We start from the raw sequence: 20,633 nt of genomic DNA on the forward strand, positions 1-20,633 counted from the left end.
GGCCGACACGTTGGTGACCGGCACGCCGAGCATCTGGTTCTACGCCGGGGCGCCGCTTGTCTACCCACAAACGGCGTAGCGCCTGCTCACTCAACTAAGTGCCCAGACTGCCCTTTATCCAGCCCAGCGGGCGCTACTAACCGACCTCACCGCGCTCACCATGAATACATTTGAGCGAGGCCATACAAACAGCACGCTGGCTGGAAGCTTTCTCCGGATCGGCTCCACCATCCGGAGACATCGCTAATGAGCCGTGAGGACCGCAGCACGCCCATACTCTCCGCCATGGTAGCTTAAACGGTCTCTCTTCGACGCGGACAGGAAGAGCCATCGAAAGGCACTTCCATCGGTCCGGAGCCACATCAGTTCGATGCCCGCCTACGGCTGGCTCATGGCAGGCAGGCCCTTGAGTACGAGGGCGCCTTCCAGAAGCATGGGCACGACCACCATCACGAGGGCCTGGATGTAGCCGCGCCCGGCTTCCAGGATGCCCATGAGCGTGCGCACGCCGCCGACATCAGACGCCGGTTCGCCACCCGCCAAGTAACCACCTAGCAGATCATCCTCTTCGGCCTGAATGGCGGCTTGATCCCGTGCCCCGCCACCATCACCGTCCTGCTGCTCTGCCTGCAACTCAAGCATTTCACCCTTGGTGTCGCCCTGGTGCTCTGCTTCAGCATCGGGTTGGCAGTGACCATGGTCTTGGTCGGCGTGGCGGCAGCCCTCGGCATGCGGAGCGGCGATGGGCGGGAGCGTTTGACCGTTTCGCCCGGCGGGCACCCTACGCCTCCGCTGCCCTCATCCTCGTGGTCGGCCTCGTACTTGCCTACCAGGGGTGGCCCACGCTACCCGGCGGCTCGTAGCCGCCGCCCTTATCCGACCTCCAGCATGTGAGCACTACTGACGATGAGCAGCATCCTTCTGCCGTATATCCATTACGTCGCACTCTACCTCGGCGTCGCCCTGACCGGCGGCTCCGTGGTCCACCTGCCGCTCGCACCTGGTCGCTACCTGCTCATAGGTTTGGTCGGCGTGGTCGTGTTTATCCTGGCCTCGGTTGCGGACGCCCGACGCAGGCATGCGACTGCGGTCGAGGGTGAGAGCGCGTCCATCGGCAGCTACATCGGCTGGAGCGTGCTTCTCTCGATCGGCCTCGGCATGCTGAGCGGCTCCATCCAGCACTTCCTCGACTTCCCCCACTACGCGGCTGTCCTGTTGCCACTTGGGGTGCTGCTGAGCTTGGCAGCCTATGTGGGCCGTGAGCGGCTGTCGCTTTCGGGCCCTAAGCTCGTCAAGCTCGGCGCAGCGGCGGTGTCCTTTGCTCTGGTTCTTGCGCTGGGCCTCGACCTGCTCGCGGACGAACTCGTGCCGCACGGCCACGACCACTAACGGTTGGGCACGGCAAGGCTGCCTACAATGGGCAGCTAACGCCGTAGCGAAGACCTATGCAGGTCGTGCGGACGACCGAAGCCGCTCCTCGGCCAGCCGCGCGATCTCGGCGGGCGCCTGGTCGGGGATGGCGAACACCGAGCTCACATTGATCTCACAGAGCACGTAGGTGTCCTCGCCATCTGGCCCATGCGGCCCGTAGAGGAAGTCGGCATCCCAGATGATGGGCAACTTCTCCCTCATTAGGCCAAGCGTCCTCATCAACCCCGGTGTCCAATCCGTTTCCATCAGCGTCCGCAGGCGCTGGAACTGCGGGGCCGAGGCCGGGCGCATGATGCGCGGGCCCGGCTGCGCCGCCGGGGAGTCCGGCCCTTCGGGCGGCGGCGGGATGAGCGCCTTGATGAACTGGTGACCGAAGCCGACAACCTTATCGGCACTCATGTAGCAGCGGATCATGCCGTCCGACAGTCGCGGCTGGAACGGCTGGTCGACCACACACCCGTCCTCCGCGAAGTAAGCGTCGCAGCGCTCCAGGAAGTCCGCGAACGGGACCTCCTCCGGCAGGCTGCCCTTCCGCGCTTCGAGCACGCGGACCATGCCGTTTTGCTCGGGAAGAAGTTCAACCTTCCAGGTGCCCTGGCCGCCGTTGCCGCGGTTCCGCTTGAGCACGCGTGGGCCGTCTGACCGGAGGCGGCGCGGGAACTCAGCCTCCAGTTCCTCGGGAGAGCGGTAGAGGTGGGTGTCCGTGCCCCAGCCAAGGTGCCGGGTGCGATGAAGGACCTCCTTGGTGCCCATCTTCAGGATGACGTCCGGGTGGGCACTGACCCACACGCCCTGCGAGGCGACGTCGCGCAGCATCGCGTCGAGCCGGTGCCGATTGCGGCCGCCGTCCTGTGGGTTGACCCAGACGAGGGCGCCGTCCACGCCCAGAAGCTGGGCCCGCACCTCATCTTCTGCCTCCTCGGAGTAAACCGCAGGCTCCGCGTGAATGCCGCGCGCGGTCAACTCCTGGAAGAGTTGGTGGTACCTGTTGTTCGCCGGGGTCGCGGTCGCGCGCGCCTCACGGTCGCCGCGCCAGAGCAGCGCCACCTTGCCGACTATCTTCGTCATCGAGAACCTCCTCAATCCGGAGACCGAATCCATCCGCACCGTGAGGGTCCGGCGGTCAGGGCGAATCGCTCCGCCACGAGCAGGCAGCCGACTATGCGGCCCTCAGCCGCGCTTCCTTCGGTAGACTTCGTACAGGTCATCGAGCACGGCGGCGCCGCGCTCAAGCCGCCTACCATCGTCCCGATTGGCGGCCGCGATGCCGTCCATGACGTGCGCGATTCCTGTTGCTTCCCCGCGACCGAACTTGGCGTCCTTGAGGTCGATGTCGTGCACGATCTCGGCGATGACGGCGAGCGCTGGGTCGTCGAGGCCCGTGCGCGACACCAGCACCTCAAAGGTGCAGCGGTCACCTTCGTGCGTGAACTCGCCCTCGTACATGTCGAAGCGCAGTTCCCCAGGCTCCGGTTCGTAGCCCTTGGCCGGGACGAACTTGAACCGGGCATCCGGGTCAATGAACCGGCGGATCAGCCATGCCGAGGCGATGCGGTCCACATAGACGCCATGTCGCGTCACCCAGACCCGTCCACGGAGCTCATCCATCGCGGCGCCGCCAGCCGGTTGCTCCCGCTGCTCATCCGCCATCGTCTCGTCCTCCTGTAGTCGGGCCTCCAGGCCCGAAAGCAGGCCTTCAACCGTCTCGCGTCCGTTCGCCCCGAAGAAGTCGATCGCCGCCACCCGTGCCACTTCCGTCCGCATCCGGGACAGCTTGGCCCGCGCCTCACCGGGGCTGGCCGGGGCGCCCTCGGTGTCCAGCGCCGCAGCGAGGGCACGGGCGTCCTTCGAGACAGCGTCGTAGTCCTCGGCGCGGGCGGCATTGAACAGGCCGCGGACGTCGTCGTCGGAAAGGCCGTGGACGAGCCGGGCCTCCCAGATCATCCCCTCGCCGCCGAGTTCGCCGATCTCCTTGAGTAGCCACTCAAAGTCTTCCTGGGCCTGCTCACCCGCAGGGAGGGCATAGGCGGCGTTCCTCACCGCCACAGCGCCCAGTGCCTGCAAGCGCCGCCAGACCTTCACCCGGGGGTAGCCGGGCTTGGCTGGAAGTTGGTGGACCAGCAGCAGCCAGCGGGCTGGCTCCGCCTGCATAGGGGGTTCAGGGTCACTCACCAAAGCATCTTAGCACCGAAAGAGCGGCCACCAAGATACGCTTGTATCTAGGAAACCGCAGACGTAGGAGTCCCGCATCACAAGGCGGGACGTCAGATGACCTACGAAGTCCTCCCGCTGCCATTCAAGCCGCACCGACTCGACGGCCTCTCCGACCGGCTGCTGGTCGGCCACTACGAGAACAACTACGGCGGCGCGGTCCGCCGCCTGAATGCCATCGAAGGCCGCCTTTCTGGCCTCGACTTCGGGGTTGCGCCGGTCTTCGACCTCAACGGGATCGGCCGCGAGCGGCTCATCGCCGCCAACTCCATGATCCTGCACGAGGCCTACTTCGACGCCCTTGGTGGCTCCGGCGAGCCGGACGGCGGCTTGGCCCGGGCGCTTGAGCGCTACTTCGGCTCGGTCGACCACTGGCGCGCCGAGTTCACGACCATGGGCAAGGCGCTGGCAGGTGGCTCTGGGTGGGTGCTGCTGACCTGGTCCGAGCGGCTGGGCAGGCTGACCAACCAGTGGGCGGCTGACCATGCCCACACCCTGGCCGACGGCGCCGTGGTGCTCGCGCTCGACATGTACGAGCACGCCTACGCCCTCGATTTCGGCGCCAAGGCGGGCGCCTACGTCGACGCCTTCATGCGCAATATCCATTGGGAGCGCATCGAGGCCCGCCATGGACGGGCGCTGGACCCCGCCGTGCCACGCCCGGCTTGGCCGAACCCGGACGTCCCAAAGGTCACCGCCACCGAACTCCGCACCATGCTGGACCGTGTCGAGGAGGTGACCCTGGTGGATGTCTGCCTGCCCATCGACCTGCCTCGGCGCACTGACATGCTGCCCGGGGCGCGCTTCCTCCCGCCGGAAGCCATCGCCGACTGGGCGGGCGAGTTGCCCAGGGACCGGCCTGTAGTCGCCTACTGCGTCTACGGCTTCCAGGTCAGTGGCGAGGCTACCGCCGAGCTCCGGCGGCAAGGCATCGACGCCCGCGCGCTCGCGGGCGGCATCACCACGTGGCACGCCATGGGTGGCCCAACCGTGCCGCTAACCCCAGAACAGAAGCGAGGAGACGGGCTATGACGAGGTGGGTTACGCGCGAGCGCCCGAAGATCGACCGCATAGCCTGCCCCTGGCTGATCCGGCGCTTCGTCGAGCCGGGCGCCGAGTTCCTCTACGTGCCGACTGAGCGCGTTTTCGAGGTGGCCAAGGAGACGGGCGCGACGCCCTACGACATCCCTGGGGCCGAGCCGTTCTCGCATGACGGCGACCTCTGCTCCTTTGGCGCCTTCATCAAGCACTACGGCCTCAAGGATTCCGCCCTTGACCGGCTCGCAGTCATCGTGCGCGGTGCGGACACGGCCCGGCATGACCTCGCCCCGGAGGCGTCCGGCCTGCACGCCATCTCCATGGGGCTGTCCGCGAATATTCTGGATGACCAGGCCATTCTTGAGCAGGGCATGGTCATCTACGACGCCCTCTACGCTTGGTGCCGGGGCAGCGCGGGCGAGATACACAACTGGACGTCGCCTAAGCAGGCGCATGCCCTGGCGCCGGAGGGCGTTCCTTGAGCGGCGCCGCGACGAAGCCGGTCGAGACCAGTTCTCCCGCTGGCGCGGCGCCCGAGACGGCCGCCGCCATGCCCACCTTCGGCGAGGCGCTGCGCGTGTGGCTGAAGGTCGGCCTGCTCTCCTTCGGCGGCCCGGCCGGGCAGATCGCGCTGCTGCACAGGGAGGTGGTGGACGACCGCCGCTGGGTTTCCGACGCACGATTCCTGCACGCCCTCAACTTCTGCACCTTGCTCCCGGGGCCGGAGGCGCAGCAGCTTGCCACCTACCTCGGGTGGCTGCTGCATGGGGTGCGCGGGGGGGTCGCCGCAGGCGTCCTGTTCGTCCTTCCGGGCATGGTGGTGATGCTTGGTCTCTCCATCCTCTACGCCACCCTGGGCGAGGTGCCGGTCGTCTCCGCGCTGTTCTTCGGCCTGAAATGCGCCGTGCTGGTGCTGGTGGTCGAGGCGCTGCTGCGGGTGGCGCGGCGGGCGCTCAAGACCAACGCCGCCTGGGCGCTGGCCGCCGCCGCCTTCGTCGCACTCTACGCATTCGGTGTGCCCTTCCCGGTCGTGGTCCTGGCCGCCGCGCTGATCGGCTACTTCGCCCCGGGCGCCTTCAAAGGCGGTAGCCATGGCGAGGCAAAGGACGGCCCGCCCGCGGTGCTGGACGCGGTGCTCGCAGCCGATCCAGGTCGCCCCGCCCGGCTCGCGGCGAAGGCGTGGCGCGCGGGCTGGATCGGCGTTGCACTCTGGCTGCTGCCGGTCGTCCTGCTCATGGCGTCCGGGGCCGGGATCTTTGCCGATGTCGCCTGGTTCTTCTCCAAGATGGCGGTGGTCACCGTCGGCGGCGCCTACGCCGTGCTGGCCTATGTCGCGCAGGAGGCGGTGCAGGGCTACGGCTGGCTCTCGCCCGACCAGATGCTGGTTGGCCTCGGCCTCGCCGAGACCACGCCCGGGCCGCTGATCCTGGTGTTGCAGTTCGTCGGCTTCCTGGCGGGCTACGGCCAGGGCGGGCTCGCCTGGGGCGTGTTGGCCGCCGTGCTGACGGTATGGGTCACCTTCGCACCCTGTTTCGCCTTCATCTTCCTCGGCGCGCCCTATGTGGAGCGCCTGCACTCCAACCGGGAGCTCACCAGCGCGCTGGCGGCGGTCACCGCCGCCGTGGTCGGCGTCATCGCCAACCTGGCGCTCTGGTTCGGTCTGCGGGTGCTCTTCGCGGATGTACACCGGGTGGAGGTTGGCCCAGTGACTCTGGACATGCCGGTCCTGGGCAGCCTGGACCCACTCGCCCTGGCGCTCGCCGCGCTAGCCGCAATGTGCCTGTTCCGCCTCAAGCTCGGCTTGCTGCCGACACTCGGCACCACCGCCGCGGTCGGGCTGGTTGCAAAGCTTGCCCTCGGGTGAACACGGTCTCCCTTCGTAAAGACAAATGAACGAGGAGACGACAATGGTGCAATCGACCTTCCGCCGCTCTGCCCTTGCCGGACTGGCCTTGCTCGCCGTCGGGTCAACGCCAACCCTCGCCCAGCAACCGGGTGGAACGCCCAACGCTGACTGGCACCGGACGGTGGATGACGCGCTCGGCAAGCCGGGCACAGAGCAGCCCGGCGGCGTGTGGCGGGTTTCGCTGCCGCGCACGGACTTGAAAGTCACGCTAGACGGAGTGCAGATCCGCCCGGGCTTTGCGCTCGGTTCCTGGCTGGCCTTCCAGCAACATGGGCAGGAACTGATGGTGATGGGCGACCTCGTGGTACTCGAGACCGAAATCGCGCCGGTGATGCGCCGCCTGGCGGAGGGCGGCATCGAGGTCACGGCGCTGCACAACCATCTGCTCCGGGCCCAGCCCGCGACCATGTACCTCCACGTCGGCGGACACGGTGACGCCGCGAAGCTCGCCTCCGCGCTCCGAAGCGCATTGCGGGAGACCGCAACCCCATTGCAGGGAGCCGCGGGACCGGTCGGCGAGCAGGGCGTCGAGGGTGTGGACACCGCCGCCTTTGCCCGTGCGCTGGGCCGGGAGGGCCGGGCCACTGGGAGCGTCTACGGTGTTGCCGTGCCGCGGGCCGAGCCGGTGCGCGACGACGGCATGGAGGTGCCGACCGCGATGGGCTCCGCGACCGCGATCAACCTCCAAGCCGCCGGGAACGGCAGGGGTGCGGTCACCGGCGACTTCGTCCTGAATGCCGATGAGGTGGTTCCAGTCCAGCGTGCGCTGGTGGAGCACGGCATCGAGGTCACAGCCATCCACAACCACATGCTTCAAGATGAGCCCCGCATCTTCTTCATGCACTTCTGGGGCGTGGACGACCCCGAGAAGTTGGGCCGCGGCCTGCGCGCGGCGATCGAGCGCACCAAGAGCCGTCCCGCTGGGTAGGAGGACAGCCATGCGCTCCGAGCGGACACTGCTCTCCCGGCGTTGCGCGCTCCTCGCTGGGCCCGGCTTATTGCTGGCTGGGCACCGTGCCGCGGCCCAGGGGCAGGCGAGGCGCCTCGACTTCGCGGACGTGGCGGTCGGGGCGCCGCCGCCAGGATTCTCCTTCGCGCTGACCGGCGGTGGACCGCCGGTGCGCTGGGCTGTGCTGGAGGATCCGTCCTCTCCGGCCGGGCCCAGGGTGCTGGCCGAAACAAGCGGGGACCGCACCGACAGCCGGTTCCCGCTGGCCATCCTGGACGGCGTGTCAGCGCGGGACGTGGCTGTCTCGGTCCGGTTCAAGCCGGTGTCCGGCACCGTCGACCAGGCGGCCGGGCTGGTGGTCCGGCTGCGCGACGCACGCAACTACTACATCGCCCGGGCCGACGCGCTGGAGGACAACGTCCGCCTGTACCGGGTCGTGGATGGGCGTCGCATCCAGTTCGCCGGTGTGGACGTCCGGGTGCCGCGCGGTCGCTGGCAGGCGCTGGGTCTACGGATCGAGGGCGACCGGCTCGCGGTCTCGCTCAATGGCCGGGAGCTCTTCACGGCGACGGACCGGACCTTCGCTGAGGCGGGCCGGGTCGGGCTCTGGACCAAGGCCGACAGTGTGACCCACTTCGACGCCTTGGAGGTTCAGGTTCTGCGCTGACCGGGAAAAGTATGCTCTCCCGGAACCCCAAAGAACATGGGCGATCTTGGCATTCACCCGGACATAAGATGCAGAAGGTTATGGCCGAACCGGAAGAGCTCCTGCTGCGCCGCTGTTGCTGTCGGTAAGTCGAAGATACGCAACAGGCCGGACGTCACTGAAGACAGCACATCGTCATTCCAAGCTTTTGATGATGATGAACCAAGTCACGGGCTTCTGACGAAGCAGAAAACTTGCGCGTGTCAGACTTGCACTGACGTCCGGATGTTCTGTTTGCCAAGCCCGATAGTGGCTCGGATGGACAGCAGAAGTCTCCAATCAGGATGCAAATAACCTCGCTGTAGAACAGCGAGAGCGGGAGGGTTACGCCCATGCCCATCACCACGCCAGACACGCTGTTCACCCACGATGTGATCGGCCGCTATCTCTGCAACACGCGAGATGAGGCATTGGCCAGCGGCCCGTTCGACGTCTATGTCATAGGCGGTGGCAGCTTCGGTGCGGCGATAGCTGAGCAGATCTTCGACTTCGACATAGCCCGCCGACACCGCATACTGGTTCTCGAGGCGGGCCCTTTCATGCTGCCTGGGCACGTGCAGAACCTCCCGCCTATGAGCGCTCCCCTCGGACCGCCCGATCTCAGCAATCCGCTCAACCCCGGGACCATTGAGCAACTGCGCGCTGCTTGGAGTGCGCAGAACCCCGGCCAACCTGTACCCGCGATACTGCCGCCCAGAAATGAGGTTTGGGGTCTCGCTTGGCATTCACGGGCGGGGGCCAATGCCGCCGATCCCAAAGACAAGCGTTTCCCCGGCCTTGCCTACTGCATCGGAGGACGTTCGCTCTTCTGGGGTGGCTGGTCTCCACGGCTGATTGCAACAGAGCTCACCGATTGGCCCGCTGCGGTCGTCACGGACCTGAATACCCGCCTCTTTGCTCTGGCGCAGCGGCAGCTTGGAACGGACCTCACCAACGACTTCATCACCGGGCCGCTGCACAGCGAACTCCGCGCGCGGTTATTCGCCAACCTGGCCGGAGTTGCCGCCGCAATCGGCGTCGCAACCGCGGACGAACTGGAGGCGCCGCTCGCCGTGCAGTCTGCGTCGCCTCTTCCCGGATTTTTCCCATTCAATAAATTCAGTTCACTGCCGCTGCTTCTTGAGGCTGTGCGCGCCGATGTGGGCAGGTCGGGGAATGACTCTCAGCGGCGGCTCATGGTGGTGCCACGCTGTCACGCCATCTCGCTGGGTCTCGGCCCCAATAACCGAGTGAATCTGATCCGCACCAACCAGGGCGACTTCCAGGTAAGCGCGAACGCGGTCGTCTTCATCGCGCTTGGAACCGTCGAGTCTACCCGGCTTGCCCTGCTTTCCTTCCCCAACGCAGACGGCCACATTGGGCAAAACCTAATGGCGCATCTGCGGTCCAACACCACCATCCGTATTCCGCGGGCCGACCTTCCGCCTAATCTGCCCAATGCGCTCCAAGCGTCTGCCCTGTTCGTGAAGGGCCAACAGGCAGCAAATGGACCGCATTTCCACCTTCAGATTACTGGCACTGGGGTGCGAGGTGACGTCCGTGATTCCGAGATTGAGCTAAACCAAGCGATACCGAACATCGATCTGCTTGATCAGATAACCGGCGCGCTTGCCCAACCGGGCGGGGACGACTTCGTTGTGGTCACCATCCGCGGCATCGGTGAGATGACGCCCGACCGCGTGGGAAACGGCCCCAGCCGGATCCAGTTGGACCCTGAGGTCGACGAGAATGGTGTTCGGCGGGCTATTGTCACGCTGGGCCTGACCGCGGCTGACCAAGCACTCTGGGACACGATGGATGCCGCCGCCCAGCAGACAGCCCAGGCGCTAGCTACGTCTCTCGGCGGCGTGCTGTCACCGGGATTGCAGTACCTAAACCCGGGCGCCAACCCACCGTGGCAGGCCGCGGCGTTCACCCAGCGTGACGGGCTCGGGTCGACACACCACGAGGGTGGGACGCTGTGGATGGGCACCGACCCGGCAGCATCGGTCACCGACACGATCGGCCGCTTCCACGAGGTTACCAACGCCTTCGCGGTTGGACCGGCGCTATTCCCAGTGGTCGGCTCGCCGAACCCCATGCTCGGGGGCATGGCCCTTGTGCGCCGAACGGCAGAGGCGCTGCTCGCACCGCGCCTGCCGCCTGGACCGCCGGTTCTCGATCCGGGATTCCAGTGGTTGTTTAGCGGAGCCAACACCAATGGCTGGCAGATGGCAGGGCCTGGCGGCTTCCAGTTAGAGGGGCGTGATGGCGGCGTCATGACATCGAACGGCGGACCAGGGCTCTTCTGGTTCAGCGGCCAGCAGTTTGCGAATTTTGTGCTCCGGCTTCAGTGGCAGTCCAACGACCCGAACGACAACTCGGGTGTCTTTGTCCGTTTCCCCGATCCGGGCAACAATCCGCAAGTCGCCGTCGATCAGGGCTACGAGATCCAGATCGACGACCTTGGCCAGCCCGACAATGCGCCGATCCATCGAACTGGTGCCATCTACCAATTCGCCGCGCCTTCACGATTGGCGTCTCGACTGATGGGAGAGTGGAACGACCTCGAGATCGGTGTCCAAGGCCAGAACCACACGGTGACACTAAACGGCGATCAGGTGACCACCCTGGCTGGCAACCCTGGTGGTCGGCCCAACCAGGGTTTCATAGGCGTACAGAACCACCACCCCGGCTCCAGGGTGTCGTTCCGGAACATCCGTATCCAGCCGCTGCCGTAGCTCGGCAGGCCAGGGATGGGGACGCGCCAGCCCGGACCAGCACTGGTGCGTCCGCACCTGATAGTACGAAGGCGCTGGCAGCCGTCAGGTCATGGCATGGCGGAGCGTCCTTCATGTTTTCTCTATGGAAACGCTCAAATTTGGTGGCCGGACAATGCCCCATTCAATGCATCCGGTGCACGACACTCTCGGGCGAGGTCGAGACCATCTCGGCGGCCGCGTAGAGCACCAGGATGACGACCACCGCCTCTACTGCCACCGAGCGGGCCAGCTTGGCGCCTGCCCCAGGTGTGCGGGCGGCCAGCGCCGGTGTGAGACGGAAACGGTGCCAGGCTGCGAAGCCCAGTAGGACCGCTACCAGGGCCACCTTGGCCATGAGGGCCCAGCCATACCAGGAGCCAACGAGTTGGCCGAGGTCGCCGAGGATCCACCAGGCGAGCACCAGGCCAGCGGCTACCAGCACCGGCACGGCCATGGCTGCGACACGGGCCCAGTCCTCGACAAGGCGGGCGGTGCCCGGGCCGTCGCGTCGGGAGACCCAGGCCAGAGGCGGCAGGCTGCCGATCCAGTAGGCCGCCACGACCAGGTGGATGAGCAACAGGCCAGCCAGCAGCGGCCTTGAGGCAAGCGTCGTCGTGTGTCCGAGCAGCGCGTAGCTGGCGCAGGCGAGGATGCCACCGGTCGCCGCCAACGGAGCCCCACGCCGTCCAACGCTCAGGGCCGCTACGAGCAGCATGCCGAGCCCGCCCAGCCCGTAGGAGGCACCCGCCGGTGACAGGAGGATGATGCTCCATCCCTCGAGATCCGTGAGGGTCTCGCCGCCCATCAGCACGCCGACATGGGCGGTCAGGGCGCCGATGCCAGCCATGATGGCCAGCAGGGCGGCACCCGCAGCCCAGCACCGCAGCCGCCCAGCCTCAGCGGGATCCAGCCGGGCACCGAACAGCAGCGCGAAGAAGGTAAGCCCCGCGCCGCCAAGGCTGCCCGTGTAGTAGGCCGCCCGCAGCACCACGGCGGCGGCGCTCCAACCCAGTTCGCCGCCCTGGAGCAGGGTCAGGATCACCGGCTGGCCCGGTCCACCCGGAAGGCCAGCGTGCCGCCGCCGACATGGCCGTCGGCCGAGGCGCCGCGCCACTCCACACGGTAGGCACCAGGCGGCAGCGTTTCCTGCACGGTCGCCCGCACCTCCCGGACGGGGGCGCCGCGCTCGCCCTCACGGGCCAGGCGCCGCTCGCGCCCGCTCTCGTCCAGGAGCTTCAGCGTCATCACCCGGACCGGCGCCGCGAACATCAGCGAAATGGCGGGCGGCGAGCTCCGGAGCACCGCCCCGTCGGCGGGTTCGGCATGGTGCAGGTCGGAATGGGCCAGGGCGGGCCCAGCCGCAGCCAAACTGAGTGCAAGGGCGGCCGCCAGGATCGAGCGGCGCCGTGAAGTCGAAGCGGTCATGTCGAACCCTCAGAATTGGATGCAGGCACCGCGGTTCAGCACCGCCTGGGCACGGAGGTAGGCATCGCACGCTCCTGGGGCGGCCTGAAACGCTTGCGGCACCGCCAGCAATCATTCGAAATGCGTGCGCTGTGGCAGCCGGAGGTGATGCGGCAGCGCCTCAGTGCCGCGCCCAGCCCCCTTCGCCACCGGGCGTTCCGAACAGGATGACCTCATAGGGCGTGCCGGGGATGTCCATGCCTGGAGAGGAGGGCGGCATGCCTGGAGCGGACAGCCCTTTGGCGCGCGGCCGCTCGGCAAGTAGGCGCCGCACGTCGGCGGCGGGCACGTGTCCCTCGATGAGGTAGCCGTCCACGAGTGCCGTGTGGCAGGACCAGAGCGCTTCGGGTACGCCGCTCATGACCTTGATGGGCACCACATTTGCGGTCTGGTGGACGGTGACCTCGAATCCTGCCGCCCGCATGTGCGCGACCCAACCCTCACAGCAGCCGCAGTTCGGATCCTGCCATACCTCCAGCCGTGCTGGCGGAGCAGCCTGTGCCGTCCGGCCCAGCCCCATTGGAACCAATGTGGCTGCCAGCGCGGTGAGGAGCACGCTTCGCCTGCTGGTGGGTCCCGCCTGAATGCCGTTACGCATCGTCGTGTGCTCCCCTTCTTTGCCCAAGGTTACCCGGCGGAGGTCGGAACTACCGCCGGGCCGCTGCTCAGTGGCCGTGGTGCGCGTGGCCACCCTGGGCCTGCGGTACCGGTGCGATGCCATGCCCGGCAGCCGCAGCCGCCTGACCGGCAGGGGCGGCGCCGTGACCCGCATGGGCGTTGGCGGTCGACACCTGCGTGGCCGGGGAGCCGTGCCCAGCATGCGACATGCCCTCCATGCCGTGGACCATGGAAGCGGGCACCTGCACGGCGTCAGCGTTGCCCGGGTAGGCAGCGATGACGCGGCGCATGAGAGCGATTTCCTGCGTCTGGTCGGTGACGATGTCGACGTTCAGCAGGCCGAGGAAGGTGTTCCGGCCGTTCCGGTCAGCCTGATAGGCGCGCGCCATGTCGAGGGCGCCCTGATGATGGGTCGTCATGGCCTTGGCGAACTGCACGTCGCACTCCGTCACCGGCGCGTTCCCCGAGAACACGGCCGCCAGCGGGCCAGGCACCGGGTACTTCATGAAGCGGTCCCGCTGGCCCAGCCCTTCCGTCGCGCCCGACTGGATAGCGAACCGGGCGAAACCGAGGTTCACCACCCGCGCGGGTCTGTCGAGGTTCCGCGCCACCTCGTCCAGCAGGCCGATCTCGAACTGCTGCTTGTGGACGATGGCTTGCGCCAACTCCTTGAGGGCCGGGTTGCTGGCGTTCGCGTCCGCGAGGTATTCCTGCGACATGGAGAGCGCCCCCGCGTGGTGCGCCCGCATGCCGGTCACGTAGTCCCGGTCCGCTTTGACTGCGGCCGCGAGGGCCTCGGGAGACATGACGGAGTAGGAGGTCGTCGTCACGGGCGAGGTGCCCGGCTCGTACTGCTCGCCCACCATCGCCCGGGCAGGCGAGCCCGCGGTCAACAGTGCCGTCGCAGCGACCGCGGCAGCAAGGGTCAGGCGGAGCGGGAGGCGCTTGCTAGCGCGGATCTGATTCATCGAAGACATCTGCTTGGTCCTGTCGCATTCCCCACGACCGCAGCCTGCATTGGCCACGTCGGTCACGGTGCCCCTGGGTGGGGCGTGTGCTTCCTTGGTTCGACTGGTCTCTGTGCACCGGGACGACGTCAGGTCGCCCATTGGCGCGACCGGGCGCACTAGCGCACTCGGTCAGACCAGGCGTCGGGGAGGCGGAAGCGACGGAGGGACCTCGATGCCAAAGCGCGCGTGCGCCGGGGCAAGGTGTCGGATGACGGCACCGGCGGACGGCACCGGACCGGCCTGAGAGGGCGGAAGCGTGCCGGTAGCGGCGATGCACTGGGCGGCCACGCAGCAGGGCAGGCCCCGCCCGCCGTCCGAATGGCCGCAGGGATGGCCGGGCTCCAAGGCGTGTAGAGATGGCAGGTGTTCAGACGTCACCTGCATCAGCGTGGCGGCGTCGGCGTGGGAGACGCAGTGTTCAGGCGTCTGCTGGACCGGCATGGCCGCCGCAGCGTGCCGCATCGCAGGCCCCGGCAGAGCGAGCAGGACCAGCGCGAGCAAGCCCGCGATGACCGTCTTGAATGTGCCCCTGCCGCTCGACATCCTGAAGACTGTTCCTCTGGTGGTGGAAGTTCTGCCGTTTTCCTAGCCTACACCGTGTGGCACGGCACCGCACCGCTTTTGCCACCCCTCCCTCCGGCGCTGACATGCTTTGTCATCTTGGCCGTCGGTGCCTTCGCCTGGGCGCCACCCTCGAGGTCATGTAGGATCGGGCAATCCGGCCGATGGTCGCCGTGGCAGGCGTCCGCCAGTTCTTGCAGGGTGTCACGCATGGCAGTGAGCTCGAGGATTTTGGCGTCTAGTTCGGTTACGTGCTCCTGGGCCACCCGCTTGACATCGGCGCTCGACCGCTCCCGGTCCCGCCACAGGCCGACCAGCAGCTTAATGCGCTCGATGGACAAGCCGAGGTCGCGCGCCCGCCGGATGAAGCGGAGGGTGTTCACGTCGGTGCCCGAGTAGACCCGGTAACCCGCCTCGGTCCGCGCTGCCTTCGGCAGCAGACCGATTTCCTCATAGTAGCGAAGCATCTTGGCCGACACGCCCGAGGCCGCCGACGCCTGCCCGATGTTCATGTCCGCCTCCGTTCCGATCTACACCGATACCGGTGCCTATTAACCAAGATGGGGCTTCCCATAGTGGGAAGGTCAAGCATGATCTGGTGTCCTCCAAACCGTTGTGGAAGGCTTTGACCCTCCCGTTGTGGGAAGCCCCAACTAGGGAGCCGTCCCGCGTTACGGAGGTCGGCATGATGGTCTTCAAGATCCCCAACATGGGGTGCGGCGGCTGCGCGAAGTCGGTGACGGCGGCCCTACGGGGCGTCGACCCCGCTCTCCAGGTCCGTGTCGACCTGGAGCAGCGCCGGGTCACAGTGGAGGGGGCGGCGGACGGTGAGGCCCTGGTTCGTGCCTTGCGCCAAGCTGGCTTCGAGGGTGAGAGGCTGACCGCCTGATGCGGCGTCTGGCGACCGAAGCCGCTCAGCCATGATGGTGCCTCGCGGCACCTGACCGCCGTCGGAACCTCCGGGCCGACGTGGTCTCGGCCAACGCCATCCAGGCGCGTGTTCACGCTGCTCCCGCGCGGAAGCCGCGGCGTGAACGCCAAGAGGAGGCGCGGGAGCAGGGTGATACCAAGGGCAGGTGCTCTCAGCCCCGCAGCGACGTTCCGCTTAGCCCCAATGAACTCTGAGCCCATTCGCCTCTTGAGGTGGTTATTGCGCTGAGACCCACGCGCTGCGTTCGTGGTCCAGCGATCTGGGGGATGGAGCGGCATCGATGGACATACTGGTCATTGAGGACGAGCCATTGGTCCGCGAAGCGATTGCGCGGGATTTGCGCGAAGCGGGATTCAATGCGACCGAGGCTGCTAACGCGGAGACCGCGCTGATGATGGCCGAGGAGGCTGCCGCAGCTAGCGCGCCGCCGTCTATCATTGTCACCGGCCTCCATCTCGGCCCTGGCGTGGATGGCTTGGCGCTCGGCGCAGAGATGCTGCGGCGGTGGCCCGAGACCGGCGTGGTCTACATCACCCGCCAACCCGACATGCTCGAGGGGCGCCTTCTCGGTCCACGCGAGCACTACCTGCTCAAGCCGGTCGCGCGTGAGACGCTGCTGCACACCGTGCGCAGCCTCATGCCTGCCTGGGCGTCCGCCCTGACAACGCCCTTGGTTGCGCTGGCTTCCGCAGTGGCCACCACCCTCGGTCTTGCAACCGCTCGTGGTCGGTCTTAGCAGCCGGAGCGGATGGGCACGCCGCCGCCAATCCTGCGGCTCGCGCGGTGGCACGTCGGTGCCGGTGAAGCCCACCGGATGCGAGAGAAGGCCGTGACGTAGCCACGCCGTCGCTGAGTGGGAGGCAGATCGGAATGAGTGCGCGTATCCGCCCGGTTCTGCCGGATGATGCACAGGCGTGCGGCCGTATCATCTACGAGGCCTTCAACGGTATCGCTGATGCGCATGGTGTCCCGCGGGACTTCCCGTCCGTCGACGTCCCCACACAGTTCGCCGCCATGTTCATCGCCCATCCCTCCATTTTTGGGGTGGTCGCCGAGGTGGACGGACGGGTGGTCGGCACCGCCTTCGTGACCGAGCGCGATGCAATCCGCGCTGTCGGACCGGTCGCGGTAGATCCGGCCCACCAAGGCGGAGGCATCGGGCGGCAACTCATGGGAGCCGTCCTCGAGCGCGCCAAAGGGACGGTCGGGGTGCGCCTCGTGCAGGAAGCCTTCAATACCCGCTCGGTCGCTCTCTATGCCTCGCTGGGCTTCGAGGTGCAGGAGCCCCTGCTGCTGATGTCCGGCACGCCCCGAAGTGGAGCGGTACCCGGCTTCACCGTTCGCCCGCTTGTATCCGACGACATCGGCCCCGCCGCGCGGCTCTGCGTTGCGGTTCACGGCGTGGACCGCAGTGCCGAACTCCGGGATGCCCTGAACGCGTTCAATCCTCTGGTCGTCGAGCACGACGGCCGGATCACCGGCTATGCGACTGCACCCACATTCTGGCCAATGAACCATGGTGTCGCGGAGACCGAAGGCGACATGTAGGCGCTTATTGCTGCGGCAGCGGCAGCAAGTTCCGAGCCGGTCTCCTTTCTGTTGCCAGTGAGGCAGGCCAGTCTGTTCCACTGGTGCCTCCACCAAGGCATCCGGGTTGTGAAGCCATGACGCTGATGACGGTAGGAGAATACCGAGAGCCGAGCGGAGTTTGGTTTCCCTCTACCTTCTACTGAACGATTGTAGCGCCTTGAACCGGCGCGGGTCGGTCCGCCTACAGCGATCCTTTAGAATCTAGGATTCTCCCGCTTTTGGCCGACTAAGCTACTGAAAAGAATAACCATTCTTCCCGGATTGTAGGTGCGGGGTCACGATAACCGCGCTGGGATGAAAACCCCGGCTGACACGTCTCACGATTTCCCCGGCCTTCTTGCACCACTCCAGAGCCTCTAGGACCGCCTGCGAGGCCTATCTCGATCTGGCGCACCGCGAACGCGGCCTCATAGGCGGCCAGGCGAGCCTCCCCATCAGCGGCCACCCAGCGGTCCACCATGGCCTTGAGCGCCACGCCGTCCACGGCCTGGAGCATGGCCGCCACGGCGATGCTGGCCACGGCTCCTGCGGCGCTGACGCGGCCCCAGGCAAAAGCACGGCCGTGCTCAAGGGTCGACGCGAGTGCCACCAGTCCGATACCGAGGCTGAAGAACCCGGCGAACTGGCCGAGATGGGTCCACACGTAGTGCGGGTCGGCAGCGTACTCGGCGAAGGCCGCGGGCGCGTCAGCCGGGTTGGCGCCAAGGGGATGAAGCAGGGTCGACGCGAGCAGTAGCAGCGCGCCACCAGGGGCAGCGACAGCGCCGATGCGGGCGGGGTTGTCCGGGGTTGGCCATCGGGAGCTCCTCTGCATGCTTGGCGGACAATGGCGAGGCCGCCGCACCGTCTGCTCCCGTTCCGACATGCAAGCCATAATGGCGCATCGCAACCAGATGAACAGGGAACCTTGGGCGCTCCCCAACACAGGCATTATACCAAGTCCCGGTGACCCCAACCTGTCAGCGGCGGAGGGGCGCGCCCTCGACACAACCCGCTCCGGCCTCGGAGGAGCCGCTTTACTGCATGGGTTCTCATCAGCGGGATTTGGTATTAGGTCAAGCGGACGCCGATCCAACAACTGCCGGACCGGCGCCGCTGGGCGGGCTCATAGGCAGCCTCCGTTGGACCGAGGCCCCGAGCGCCGAAGTGGTGGGGAGACGGCTCAGGACCGGGAGCTTGCAGCCCTCTCCATTTTGGAATCCCGGCCACCCACTGCTGCAAGGGCAGGCTGTTCTATCGACTGGAGGTAGTGGTAGCGTCCCCGGCGGTGTCTGCTTCTTGTGGCGTCGGTGACTTGGCGTGGCGCCCCAGGCGGTAGCCCCCAGAAGGGAAGATCGAATGGCCATCGACCAGTCCGCCTATACCTTCACCCCTGTCACCTTGCCCGGCATCGATGGGGTGCCGCTGCTCCAGGACATCAACAACCGGGGTGACATCGTCGGCGAATTCGACGCACTGCACGGCTTCCTGCTACGCAACGGGGAGGTGACCGTCCTAGACGTGCCAGGTGCCATCCGCACGGTCGCACAGGGTATCAACGACCGTGGCGACATCGTCGGCACCTATCTCGACCCTGAATTCATCCTGCATGGCTTCCTGTACAGGCACGGCGACTACACCCTTCTGGACATCCCCGGCGCTGACTACACGGATGTCACCGGCATCAACAACCGCGGCCAGGTCGTCGCCTTTGTCTCCGCGGGTAGCACCGGGACCGAACCGGGCGGCTACATCTACGAGAACGGCGCCTGGAGCAAGATCACCGCGCCCGGCAACCCCAATGCCTACCTGGTTCCCGATAGCATCAACAACCGTGGGGTCATCGTTGGGTCGAGCGAAAATGAGGGGTTCGTGCTCGATGACGGCCAACTCACCCTGGTCGACAATCCCCTGTCGGGCTTCTTCATCGATTTTGAGGACATCAACAACCGCGGCCAAGCCGTTGGCACGCTCTCTCCTGGCCAGCGCTTCGTGGCAGGCTTTGTCTACGAGGATGGCGAGGTCACGACGTTCGGGCCACCTGCCGCAGTCGGCCGCCCGGTCAGTTGGTACCTGAACGGCATCAACGACGCTGGCGCCGTAGTGGGCAACTATGGTTTCAGCGGGTTCCAGGATGAGTTCGCTTTCCTGGCCACTCCAAAGGCTGCCGGGCCGCCAAAGCCAGCCCATCCGGCCGTGGACTGGAATGCGCTGGCCGCCCGGGTTGAAGCCAACTTCGCCGCCACGGGAAAGTGGTTCGTCCCGGACGACGTGAGTGTACCGGATCCTGCTCACCCAGTTGTGGACTGGAACGCCCTAGCGGCCCAGGTGCAGGCAAATTTCGCCGAAACCGGGATGTGGTTCCTCTAAGCGACGCCGTTCTCTCTGGACATGGTTGCGAACCGGATCGAGAACCTCATCGCACGCGGCTGATACGATCCGGCAGTCTGAATATGCCCGCTGCCACAGTCTCTCGATCGAGTCAGCCGCATCAACAACGTCCGTCTGCAAGCCTTGCCGCGGGACATATCAACGTTTGGGAACGCCGCTGAGCAGCCCCTCGACGCGGTGATTTTTCGAGAAGTCGGTGGGCGACCAGCCTGCCGTTCAATCGCCGGACGGCGCTCGAGATCCAGGGCCATCAAGCTTTCCCAGTTGCCAAGAACTGTTGGATGTCGTGGCTGGTGTTTCGGGCTGACCGGGTGATGCCTGCCAAGGTCGCGGAGGCGGCGCCGGTCCAATCGCCATAGCCGAGCAGCCAGAGCCGTTGCTGGCGGACTGAGCGGCCGTTCTGGACGGCGATGCGGCCGTCTCCCTCAAGCACACCGAGTGATGTGAGATGGCTCAGGTCAGGGCGAAATCCCGTGCACCAGATAACAGCGTCCACGGAGACGCGCGTGCCATCCTGCCAGACCACACCGTCTGGCATGAAGCGGGCGAATGGCCGAACGGTGTGCAGCACGCCCCGGTCTCGCGCCTCCCGCACCGATGGCACCATGACGATGTCGCCGAGGCCACCCTTCGGCGTGTCCGGCTCACGTCCCTCCATCTGCTCCCGAACCCTCTCCGTTGCCCGCTCAAACAGCAAGCGGCCATCCACTTCATCCGGCAGGAAGCGGGGTGGCTCCAGCGTGACCCAAGCCGTTTCAGCTACCTTCAAGCCGTTTCAGCTACCTTAGTGTCCATCCGGGAACAAATCGAGGCATCTGAATCGGTTGTGATTGGCTCCGAGCGGCGGGGGCGGGAAGAAGGGCGGCCATGTGGACGCCCGAGAGCCGGCCAAAATACGACCGCAGCAAACTGCGCTACCCGAGCGATCTGACCGACGAGGAATGGTCGATCATCGGTCCGCTGATCCCACTGGCGAAGAGCGGCGGCAACAAACGGACGGTGGACATACGAGCGGTGCTGAACGGGGTGATGTACATCCTGTCCACCGGCTGCCAGTGGGCCGCGCTGCCGAAGGACCTGCCGCCACGCAGCACGGTGAACGACTAT

23 protein-coding genes are annotated in these 20,633 nt (G+C 66.6%); 13 read left to right on the forward strand and 10 right to left on the reverse strand.

Annotated elements, in window-relative coordinates; genetic code table 11:
• Window positions 1-378: 378 nt before the first annotated feature.
• On the reverse strand, window positions 379-507 hold the full coding sequence (locus EP26_RS38650) for a hypothetical protein (protein WP_408735107.1): 129 nt from the start codon (window positions 505-507) through the stop codon (window positions 379-381).
• Window positions 508-585: 78 nt separating this feature from the next.
• On the opposite strand from EP26_RS38650, the gene EP26_RS38655 reads away from it, so the two are divergent.
• Window positions 586-894: a hypothetical protein gene (locus tag EP26_RS38655; RefSeq protein WP_408735108.1), complete on the forward strand. Its 309-nt coding sequence runs from the start codon at window positions 586-588 to the stop codon at window positions 892-894.
• Between the two features lie 12 nt (window positions 895-906).
• On the forward strand, window positions 907-1,389 hold the full coding sequence (locus tag EP26_RS21815; RefSeq protein ID WP_043341862.1) for a hypothetical protein: 483 nt from the start codon (window positions 907-909) through the stop codon (window positions 1,387-1,389).
• A gap of 54 nt (window positions 1,390-1,443) precedes the next feature.
• On the opposite strand, the gene EP26_RS21820 is transcribed toward EP26_RS21815, so the two are convergent.
• Together EP26_RS21820 and EP26_RS21825 are read right to left on the reverse strand one after the other, a co-directional pair.
• A complete protein-coding gene (locus tag EP26_RS21820; RefSeq protein ID WP_043341863.1) occupies window positions 1,444-2,499 on the reverse strand; it encodes a Cj0069 family protein in 1,056 nt (351 codons plus the stop codon).
• A 102-nt stretch (window positions 2,500-2,601) separates the two neighbouring features.
• Window positions 2,602-3,513, reverse strand: coding sequence for a chromate resistance protein ChrB domain-containing protein (locus EP26_RS21825; protein ID WP_245624470.1), 912 nt, complete (start codon window positions 3,511-3,513; stop codon window positions 2,602-2,604).
• Window positions 3,514-3,699: 186 nt separating this feature from the next.
• On the opposite strand from EP26_RS21825, the gene EP26_RS21830 reads away from it, so the two are divergent.
• The 6 genes from EP26_RS21830 to EP26_RS21855 all read left to right on the forward strand — a co-directional run bounded on the left by EP26_RS21830 (window position 3,700) and on the right by EP26_RS21855 (window position 10,961).
• A complete protein-coding gene (locus tag EP26_RS21830) occupies window positions 3,700-4,674 on the forward strand; it encodes a Fe-Mn family superoxide dismutase (RefSeq protein ID WP_043341867.1) in 975 nt (324 codons plus the stop codon).
• Window positions 4,671-5,162 (forward strand): chromate resistance protein ChrB domain-containing protein, encoded by a 492-nt coding sequence (locus EP26_RS21835; protein WP_043341870.1) that lies wholly within the window; start codon window positions 4,671-4,673, stop codon window positions 5,160-5,162. Before EP26_RS21830 ends, EP26_RS21835 begins: the two co-directional genes overlap by 4 nt.
• On the forward strand, window positions 5,159-6,544 hold the full coding sequence (chrA, locus tag EP26_RS21840; RefSeq protein ID WP_157033670.1) for a chromate efflux transporter: 1,386 nt from the start codon (window positions 5,159-5,161) through the stop codon (window positions 6,542-6,544). Before EP26_RS21835 ends, chrA begins: the two co-directional genes overlap by 4 nt.
• 43 nt (window positions 6,545-6,587) lie before the next feature.
• Window positions 6,588-7,514 (forward strand): DUF1259 domain-containing protein, encoded by a 927-nt coding sequence (locus tag EP26_RS21845; RefSeq protein WP_043341873.1) that lies wholly within the window; start codon window positions 6,588-6,590, stop codon window positions 7,512-7,514.
• Window positions 7,515-7,524: 10 nt separating this feature from the next.
• Entirely contained in the window at window positions 7,525-8,202 is a 678-nt protein-coding gene (locus EP26_RS21850; protein ID WP_052389504.1) for a hypothetical protein, read from the forward strand.
• 371 nt (window positions 8,203-8,573) lie between these two features.
• Window positions 8,574-10,961: a family 16 glycoside hydrolase gene (locus EP26_RS21855; RefSeq protein WP_043341876.1), complete on the forward strand. Its 2,388-nt coding sequence runs from the start codon at window positions 8,574-8,576 to the stop codon at window positions 10,959-10,961.
• 163 nt (window positions 10,962-11,124) lie between these two features.
• Here EP26_RS21855 and EP26_RS21860 read toward each other — a convergent pair whose 3' ends face one another.
• The 5 genes from EP26_RS21860 to cueR form a co-directional block, all read right to left on the reverse strand.
• Window positions 11,125-12,024: a copper resistance D family protein gene (locus EP26_RS21860; RefSeq protein ID WP_043341878.1), complete on the reverse strand. Its 900-nt coding sequence runs from the start codon at window positions 12,022-12,024 to the stop codon at window positions 11,125-11,127.
• Window positions 12,021-12,407, reverse strand: a complete 387-nt coding sequence (locus tag EP26_RS21865; protein ID WP_043341881.1) for a copper resistance CopC family protein — start codon at window positions 12,405-12,407, stop codon at window positions 12,021-12,023. The genes EP26_RS21860 and EP26_RS21865 overlap by 4 nt, the downstream gene beginning before the upstream one ends.
• Before the next feature lie 160 nt (window positions 12,408-12,567).
• On the reverse strand, window positions 12,568-13,002 hold the full coding sequence (locus EP26_RS21870; RefSeq protein ID WP_245624471.1) for a DUF411 domain-containing protein: 435 nt from the start codon (window positions 13,000-13,002) through the stop codon (window positions 12,568-12,570).
• A gap of 109 nt (window positions 13,003-13,111) precedes the next feature.
• The gene (locus EP26_RS21875) at window positions 13,112-14,032 is read right to left on the reverse strand and encodes a DUF305 domain-containing protein (protein ID WP_052389505.1); all 921 of its coding nucleotides are present in this window, start codon (window positions 14,030-14,032) and stop codon (window positions 13,112-13,114) included.
• 632 nt (window positions 14,033-14,664) lie between these two features.
• Window positions 14,665-15,147, reverse strand: a complete 483-nt coding sequence (gene cueR, locus EP26_RS21885) for a Cu(I)-responsive transcriptional regulator (RefSeq protein WP_084112748.1) — start codon at window positions 15,145-15,147, stop codon at window positions 14,665-14,667.
• A gap of 173 nt (window positions 15,148-15,320) precedes the next feature.
• On the opposite strand from cueR, the gene EP26_RS21890 reads away from it, so the two are divergent.
• The 3 genes from EP26_RS21890 to EP26_RS21900 all read left to right on the forward strand — a co-directional run bounded on the left by EP26_RS21890 (window position 15,321) and on the right by EP26_RS21900 (window position 17,114).
• Window positions 15,321-15,524, forward strand: coding sequence for a heavy-metal-associated domain-containing protein (locus EP26_RS21890; protein ID WP_043341884.1), 204 nt, complete (start codon window positions 15,321-15,323; stop codon window positions 15,522-15,524).
• Window positions 15,525-15,846: 322 nt separating this feature from the next.
• A complete protein-coding gene (locus tag EP26_RS21895; protein ID WP_043341885.1) occupies window positions 15,847-16,302 on the forward strand; it encodes a response regulator in 456 nt (151 codons plus the stop codon).
• A 134-nt stretch (window positions 16,303-16,436) separates the two neighbouring features.
• Window positions 16,437-17,114: a GNAT family N-acetyltransferase gene (locus EP26_RS21900; protein WP_211259511.1), complete on the forward strand. Its 678-nt coding sequence runs from the start codon at window positions 16,437-16,439 to the stop codon at window positions 17,112-17,114.
• A gap of 268 nt (window positions 17,115-17,382) precedes the next feature.
• Here EP26_RS21900 and EP26_RS21905 read toward each other — a convergent pair whose 3' ends face one another.
• On the reverse strand, window positions 17,383-17,799 hold the full coding sequence (locus EP26_RS21905; RefSeq protein ID WP_157033671.1) for a hypothetical protein: 417 nt from the start codon (window positions 17,797-17,799) through the stop codon (window positions 17,383-17,385).
• Between the two features lie 695 nt (window positions 17,800-18,494).
• Between EP26_RS21905 and EP26_RS21910 the strand changes: the two genes are divergently transcribed.
• Window positions 18,495-19,505 carry a hypothetical protein gene (locus EP26_RS21910; RefSeq protein ID WP_043341888.1) on the forward strand — a complete coding sequence of 337 codons (1,011 nt, stop codon included), beginning with the start codon at window positions 18,495-18,497 and terminating at the stop codon, window positions 19,503-19,505.
• A gap of 271 nt (window positions 19,506-19,776) precedes the next feature.
• Here EP26_RS21910 and EP26_RS21915 read toward each other — a convergent pair whose 3' ends face one another.
• Window positions 19,777-20,223: a hypothetical protein gene (locus EP26_RS21915; protein ID WP_211259512.1), complete on the reverse strand. Its 447-nt coding sequence runs from the start codon at window positions 20,221-20,223 to the stop codon at window positions 19,777-19,779.
• A gap of 170 nt (window positions 20,224-20,393) precedes the next feature.
• Here EP26_RS21915 and EP26_RS21920 point away from each other — a divergent pair.
• Window positions 20,394-20,633: transposase (locus EP26_RS21920; protein ID WP_043341891.1), on the forward strand; the 240-nt coding region annotated here is incomplete at its 3' end.

Source organism: Belnapia moabensis DSM 16746 (genome assembly GCF_000745835.1).
Classification (GTDB): domain Bacteria; phylum Pseudomonadota; class Alphaproteobacteria; order Acetobacterales; family Acetobacteraceae; genus Belnapia; species Belnapia moabensis.

Coding starts and splice junctions, on each gene's coding strand:
- EP26_RS21815 (WP_043341862.1), top strand. CDS start 907: ATGAGCAGCATCCTTCTGCCGTATATCCATTACGTCGCACTCTACCTC.
- EP26_RS21820 (WP_043341863.1), bottom strand. CDS start 2,499: ATGACGAAGATAGTCGGCAAGGTGGCGCTGCTCTGGCGCGGCGACCGT.
- EP26_RS21830 (WP_043341867.1), top strand. CDS start 3,700: ATGACCTACGAAGTCCTCCCGCTGCCATTCAAGCCGCACCGACTCGAC.
- EP26_RS21835 (WP_043341870.1), top strand. CDS start 4,671: ATGACGAGGTGGGTTACGCGCGAGCGCCCGAAGATCGACCGCATAGCC.
- EP26_RS21845 (WP_043341873.1), top strand. CDS start 6,588: ATGGTGCAATCGACCTTCCGCCGCTCTGCCCTTGCCGGACTGGCCTTG.
- EP26_RS21850 (WP_052389504.1), top strand. CDS start 7,525: ATGCGCTCCGAGCGGACACTGCTCTCCCGGCGTTGCGCGCTCCTCGCT.
- EP26_RS21855 (WP_043341876.1), top strand. CDS start 8,574: ATGCCCATCACCACGCCAGACACGCTGTTCACCCACGATGTGATCGGC.
- EP26_RS21865 (WP_043341881.1), bottom strand. CDS start 12,407: ATGACCGCTTCGACTTCACGGCGCCGCTCGATCCTGGCGGCCGCCCTT.
- EP26_RS21875 (WP_052389505.1), bottom strand. CDS start 14,032: ATGAATCAGATCCGCGCTAGCAAGCGCCTCCCGCTCCGCCTGACCCTT.
- cueR (WP_084112748.1), bottom strand. CDS start 15,147: ATGAACATCGGGCAGGCGTCGGCGGCCTCGGGCGTGTCGGCCAAGATG.
- EP26_RS21890 (WP_043341884.1), top strand. CDS start 15,321: ATGATGGTCTTCAAGATCCCCAACATGGGGTGCGGCGGCTGCGCGAAG.
- EP26_RS21895 (WP_043341885.1), top strand. CDS start 15,847: ATGGACATACTGGTCATTGAGGACGAGCCATTGGTCCGCGAAGCGATT.
- EP26_RS21900 (WP_211259511.1), top strand. CDS start 16,437: ATGAGTGCGCGTATCCGCCCGGTTCTGCCGGATGATGCACAGGCGTGC.
- EP26_RS21910 (WP_043341888.1), top strand. CDS start 18,495: ATGGCCATCGACCAGTCCGCCTATACCTTCACCCCTGTCACCTTGCCC.